This is a genomic window from Thauera linaloolentis 47Lol = DSM 12138 (genome assembly GCF_000310205.1).
Taxonomy (GTDB): domain Bacteria; phylum Pseudomonadota; class Gammaproteobacteria; order Burkholderiales; family Rhodocyclaceae; genus Thauera; species Thauera linaloolentis.
The window spans coordinates 23,732-29,937 of the sequence record NZ_AMXE01000046.1; the positions used below are offsets into that span (position 1 = coordinate 23,732).

A 6,206-nucleotide genomic window follows, 5' to 3' on the forward strand; every position below is an offset into this window, starting at 1 on the left:
ATTTGCCGGATGCCGCTCATGCCTCGCTACCGGATGCCCTGCATCCCGCCCACACGCAACGACCTCCCCGCACCCTGAGGGCGTACCGTGGACACCTACACCGGCACGGTCGTCGACCTCTATCGCCAGCACCACCCCTGGCTGCTGGGCTGGCTGCGGACGCGCCTTGGCGGCTGCCCCCACAACGCCGCCGACCTGGCACACGACACTTTTCTGCGCCTGCTCGGCAACCGGCGGCAGATCGAGAACCTCGACCAGCCACGCGCCTACCTGACGACGATCGCCCGCGGCCTGGTCATCGACCACTGGCGGCGGCGTGATATCGAACAGGCCTGGCAGCAGGCAGCCGCCCTGCTGCCCGAAGCGCAGGCGCCATCGCCCGAAACCCGTGCGCTGGCCATCGAAGCGCTGCTGCGCATCGACGCCATGCTCGAGGGGCTGCGCCCCAAGGTGCGCGAGGCCTTCCTGCTCGCCCAGCTCGACGGCCTCGGCTATGCCGAAATCGGCACCCTTCTGGGCGTCTCGGAACGCATGGTCAAGAAGTACATGGCCCAGGCCATGCTCGCCTGCGTGACGACACTCGACGGAAACGGCCTGGATGCCGCCTGAAGCGGGCAATGGCAGGCCGCCCGGCGCCACTGCGCTGCAACAGGCGGCGGAATGGTTCGCCGTACTGCACGACAACACGGCCGGCGAAGACGAACGGCGGCGCTGGCAGGCGTGGCTGGCGGCCAGCGCCGAAAACCGTCTCGCCTGGGCCCGGGTCGAGACGGTGACCCGTTCCTTCGCCTCCCTCGGCACCCACACCCAAGCGGACACGGCGCACGACATCCTGTCCTGCCCCCCTTCCCGCGCACGCCGCCGCGTTCTGAAGCTGCTCGCCGGCGGCGGCGTGGCCACGCTCGGCGGCTGGCTCGGCCACACCCTGCTCACGGCCCACGGCTGGCGCACGCAACTCGCGGTCTGGCGCGCGGACGAGCGCACGGCGATCGGCGAGGTGCGCGAACTGACGCTCGCCGACGGCAGCCAATTGTGGCTCAACACCCGCAGTGCGGCCGATCTGGACTACGGTCCGCGGCTGCGCCGCATCCTGTTGCACGCCGGTGAACTCCTGCTCGACACCGCACCCGACCCCGCGCAGCCGCCCCGCCCGCTGGTCGTCGATACCCAGCACGGCCGCCTCACCGCCCTCGGTACCCGGTTTTCCGTCAGCCTCGAAGACGAAGCCACCCTGGTTGCGGTGTTCGACGGCATGGTCGAGATCGCCCCGCGCGACGCACCCGCGCAGATCATTCCTGCCGGCCGGCAGATCCGCTTCTCCCGCCATTCGGCGGCGCCCGCCACCCCCGCCCGAAGTGCCCGCGAAAGCTGGACCCGCGGCCTGCTGGTCGCCGATGACCGCAGGCTGGACGATTTCGTCGCCGAACTCTCGCGCTACGTCTCCGTGCGCATCGAGGTGGCGCCGGACATCGCCGCGCTGCGCCTGGTCGGGGTGTATCCGATCCGCGACCCTGCCCGCGACGTGGGCCGTGCGCTGACGGCCGTCCAGCAGGCCCTGCCGGTGCGCGCTCGCCAGCTCGATTCACACGACTGGCGCATCGAGGCGCGCTAGCGCCCCGTCCGGCGCGCAGAAATTTTTTCCGCGCGCCGGTTCCCTTTTTCGCACGCCGTCCGGCATGCGTGGTGAACATCCGCTCAAACACCCATAACGACGTTCATCACCATGACTCTCTTGCCCCTCTCCTTCGGCCGCCTGATGGCACCGGCGCTGGCCAGCGCTGCGATGCTGCTGTCCGGCGCCGCCCAGGCCCAGCATGCCCCTCTCCAGCGGCACTACTCGATTCCCGCCGGCGCACTGTCCTCCACGCTCACCCGTTTCGCCGCCGACGCCGGCCTGTCGCTGTCGGTGGACGCCGCGCTGGTGGCCGGGCGCGACAGCGCCGGCCTGAACGGCGTGTATGGCGTGGATGACGGTTTTGCACGGCTGCTGGCCGGCAGCGGCCTGATCGCAACGCGCGAACCCAACGGCACCTGGGTACTGCGTCCAGCGCCGCAACAACAAGCCCCGGTGCTGAGCGAAGTCCTGGTCAGCGCCCCGCCCGATTCCCAGGGCGTGCGCACCATCGGCCGCGGCACGCTCGATGCGCTGGGCAACGGCGACATCACCGGCATCCTGCGCGTCCTGCCCAACGTGCAGTTCGACAACCGGCAGTTGCATACCGGCCAGCAAGGCGAAATCGCTCCGGCGGACATCAGCATCCACGGCGCCAAGTTCTACAACAACCTGTACCTGATGGACGGCATGTCGTTCAACAACGACATCAACCCGGCCAACCGCATCAGCGACGGCACCGCCGGTACCAACAACAACACCGCGCCGCCCTCGGCCAGCCAGGGCTTCGCCATCGACACCAGCCTGCTGTGCAACATCACGGTGCGCGACGCCAACGTGCCGGCCGAATTCGGCCGCTTTTCGGGCGGGGTGATCGCCGCCGATACCTGCGCCCCCACACGCAGCTTCGGCGGGCAGGTATCGGTCGAGCGCACCCGCTCGGCATGGACCGAGTACAAGCTCACCCCGGACCAGGAGATCGACTACCACCAATCGTCCACCGCCGAGCAGCAGCCCGAGTTCGACAAATGGACCTACCGCCTCGCCCTGCAGGGCAAGCCCAGCGAGAACATCGGCCTGATCGGCAGCTTCGTGCGCAAATCTTCCGAGATTCCGTTGCGCGGATACTCCGGCGGCCTGGCCAGTACGACGGACGGCAATGACAAGACCCAGCGCCGCCAGAGCGAGAACTTTTTCGTACGCGGCTTCTGGACACCCGGCGGAGGCGTCGAGGGCGACCTTTCGCTGCTGTATGCGCCAAGCACGGGGCGCTACTTCATCGCCGACGGCAAGAACACCGATTTCGAGCTGAACAGCGGGGGCTACGGCATCAATATCGGGCTGGCCCACCCGCTGGGCGACCATGCGGCACTCAGCCACCGCCTGAGCTGGAACAGCATGGAAAGCTCTCGAAGCTCGGATGCTACGACCTGGAAGGGCTGGCGGCGCTCCGACGAAAAGGACTGGGGCGTGCAGACCGGCACTGCCGCCAATGGCTGGATGAGCTTCGAAGGCGGCTGGGGAGATGTCGACCAGACGCAGGAGTCCATCACCTGGCAGACGAAGGCCGACTGGGAACCCGTGCGTCTCCTTGGTATCGACCACCACTTCCAGGCCGGCTTCGAATTGAACCGCCAGGAACAGAGCTACCATCGCAAGACGACCTACACGCAGTACACCGTGTCGGCGGATACGGCCACCTGCAACATGGCCGGCGGCGGCGTGGACACCGAGACCTGCTCGCTGTCGTCGCCGTGGAATTCGTCGGCGGGGGGGCAATACCTGCGGCAGCGGCTGATCTACTTCGCCGGCAAGTTCGACCTCGTCAACACCAACCGCGCCTTCTTCGTCCAGGACGAAATGCGCCTGGGCAACGTACGCCTGCGGCTGGGGGCGCGCTACGACAATGACGACCTCGCCCCGAAATCCACCCTGGCACCGCGCGCCGCGGCATTCTGGGACGTCTTCGGCGACCAACGCACCCGCCTCGAACTCGGCGCCAACCGTTACTACAGCCGCAACTTCATGGTCTACCGGGCCCAGGCCCAGCGTCTCGCACTCCAGAGCACGACACAATTGCGCAGCCTCAGCGGCGGGCTGCTCACCGATTGGAGCGCCCCGTCAATGGCCTCCAACTGGACCTGGTACAAGCTCGGCGACATGAAGGTGCCTTACGACGACGAGAGGATGGTCGGCATCAGCCAGAAATGGCTCGGGCATACCTGGAGCCTGAAGCGGGTGCTGCGCGAAAGCCGTGACGAAATGGTGCTGCACCTGCGTTCGGCGTCCAATTTCTACTGGGACAACCGCGGCTACTCCGACGCCAAGACCTGGGCGCTGAGCGTGGAAAGCGATCAACCGATCCGCATCGGCAAGACCCTCACCTCGCTGATGTTCGGCCTGGACCACACCGACCTGACGACCTCGCATGCCGATTACTCGGACACCTTGAGCGAACTCACCGGCGGGCTGGACCGCATCATCATCTACGACGGCAAACCCATGGCCTGGGGCAGCCGCCCGGCGCAGAACTACAACCGCCCATGGAGCGCCCGCTTGCTGCTCTCCACCGACATTCCCTCGGCCCGCCTGACCATCTCCAATTTCTTCCGCGTGCGCGACGGCTTCGAAAAAATGGCCGCTACCGACGTTTTCGTCCCCTACGGCGACAGCACGGCCCGCGTCTGGGAAAAGCACAAGTTCGGCACCGCCATCACCTGGGACCTGCGGCTCAACTGGCGGCTGCCGGTCGCCACCGGACAGGAGGCCTTCATCAACCTGAACGTCGATAACGTCCTCAATCGCAAGAACGAGATCGAGGACATCGACAACGACAGGGTGTACGAAAAAGGCCGCCAGTTCTGGGTCGAGCTCGGCTACCGCTTCTGATCCGCCCATCCTTTCCCGCCCGCCAGCGCGCGGGCGGGAACACGCCCGATCCCCACAGACACGCAGCCCTTCCGTCCATTCCGATGCCTTCTTCCCCCTCCCCGCACCGCCGCACCGCCCTCCACCGCCGCCTGGCCATGTCCTTCTTCGCCATGTTGTCGTTCGCCCCGGCCTTCGCCCCCGCGTACGCATCCTGTACCACCTCCGGCGGAGCCTGGGACGCCGCCTGCCTGCGCACCCTCTACACCCACGACATCGGCGAATGGCCCCGCCCGCAGGGCATGGATCGCGCCGACTGGCGCGAAATGGCGCCGCTTTCGAGCCTTCGGCCGCCCGCCACGGACCCGGCCCGCAGCGCGCTGGGCGAGCGGCTGTTCTTCGACCCGCGCCTGTCGCGCTCCGACCTGCTCGCCTGTATCAGTTGCCACCGTCCGTCACACGGTTTCGCCGACACCCAGGCCACCTCGTCCGGGCATGATGGGCGGCTCGGCAAACGCAACGCCCCGACCGTGCTGGGCGCGGCATACGCCACCTCGCTGTTCTGGGACGGCCGCGCCGCCAGTCTGGAGGAACAGGCGCTCGGGCCCCTCGCCCATCCGGACGAGATGGCGATGCCGCTGGCCGAACTGCCCGCCAAGCTCGCCGCGCTCGACGACTATGAAGCGGTCTTCGCGCGGGCTTTTGGCGGCGAAAGCGCCGTGACCCTGGCGCGCATCGCCAGCGCACTGGCCGACTACCAGCGCACGCTGCTACCGCCGGAAACCCGCTTCGACCGCTTTCTGAGCGGCGAGCGCGGCGCGCTCGACGACCGCGAACTGCTCGGACTGCACCTGTTCCGCACCAAGGCGCACTGCATGGCCTGCCACGATGGCCCGCTGCTCAGCGACAACCGTTTCCACAACCTGGGGCTGACCTGGTACGGCCGCCAGTACGAAGACCTGGGGCGCTACGAGGCCACCGGTCACCATACCGACGTCGGCCGCTTCCGCACGCCGACCCTGCGCCAAGTGGCGCACACCGGCCCATGGATGCACAACGGGCGCTTTCCCCTGCTGAGCGGCATCCTCAACATGTACAACGCCGGCATGCCCCGGCCCCGACCGGCCAACGAAGAACAGGAGCGCGACCCGCTGTTCCCGGCCACATCCGAGCTGCTGCAGCCGCTGCAATTGACGCCGGCCGAACTCGAAGCGCTCGAAGCCTTCCTGCGGACGCTCTGATCGGCGCCCTCGTCCGTCCGATCCCCGGCCTCGCGTCATGCAGGCCGGGGATCGGCTCGCGCTCCGGCCTTGCCCGATCGCACGCCGATCAGTACACTTCTTTGATTTTGAAGAAGCTTCCATCCATGTCCGCCTCCGCGCCCGTCCGTCCTATCGAGTTCCGCAACACCACGCTCGGGGCGACCGTCGCCATGCTGCAGGCAACCGAGCCGCCCGCGCTGGCCGACGCGCTGCACAAGATGCTCGGCGGCATGCCGGACTTCTTCAACGGCGAGGCCGTCATCCTCGATTTTTCGACGCTGCCCGAAGTCCCGCCGACGATAGACTGGGCCGGCCTGAATTCGCTGCTGCGCCGCTACCGCCTGCAACCCATCGGCGTGTTCGGGCTGCCGCCGCAGCACGCGGAAGGCGCACGGCGCGCGGGCCTGGCCGAACTCGACGCGGCCGCGCTGGGCGACCGTCCCGCGCCCCAGGCGCCGGCTCCC

The 6,206-nt window shown here is 68.0% G+C and carries 5 protein-coding genes; all 5 read left to right on the forward strand.

The genetic code is table 11. From position 1 onward, the window contains the following. Nucleotides 1-87 precede the first annotated feature (87 nt). Nucleotides 88-609 (forward strand): sigma-70 family RNA polymerase sigma factor, encoded by a 522-nt coding sequence (locus C666_RS12195; protein WP_004339413.1) that lies wholly within the window; start codon nt 88-90, stop codon nt 607-609. Continuing rightward, nucleotides 599-1,612, forward strand: coding sequence for a FecR domain-containing protein (locus C666_RS12200; RefSeq protein ID WP_004339416.1), 1,014 nt, complete (start codon nt 599-601; stop codon nt 1,610-1,612). Before C666_RS12195 ends, C666_RS12200 begins: the two co-directional genes overlap by 11 nt. A gap of 111 nt (nt 1,613-1,723) precedes the next feature. Continuing rightward, entirely contained in the window at nt 1,724-4,501 is a 2,778-nt protein-coding gene (locus tag C666_RS12205) for a TonB-dependent receptor (RefSeq protein ID WP_004339417.1), read from the forward strand. Between the two features lie 83 nt (nt 4,502-4,584). Further along, nucleotides 4,585-5,721: a cytochrome-c peroxidase gene (locus tag C666_RS12210; protein ID WP_154666214.1), complete on the forward strand. Its 1,137-nt coding sequence runs from the start codon at nt 4,585-4,587 to the stop codon at nt 5,719-5,721. Between the two features lie 125 nt (nt 5,722-5,846). After that, nucleotides 5,847-6,206: septum site-determining protein MinC (locus C666_RS12215; protein ID WP_004339420.1), on the forward strand; the 360-nt coding region annotated here is incomplete at its 3' end.

Coding starts and splice junctions, on each gene's coding strand:
- C666_RS12200 (WP_004339416.1), top strand. CDS start 599: ATGCCGCCTGAAGCGGGCAATGGCAGGCCGCCCGGCGCCACTGCGCTG.
- C666_RS12205 (WP_004339417.1), top strand. CDS start 1,724: ATGACTCTCTTGCCCCTCTCCTTCGGCCGCCTGATGGCACCGGCGCTG.
- C666_RS12210 (WP_154666214.1), top strand. CDS start 4,585: ATGCCTTCTTCCCCCTCCCCGCACCGCCGCACCGCCCTCCACCGCCGC.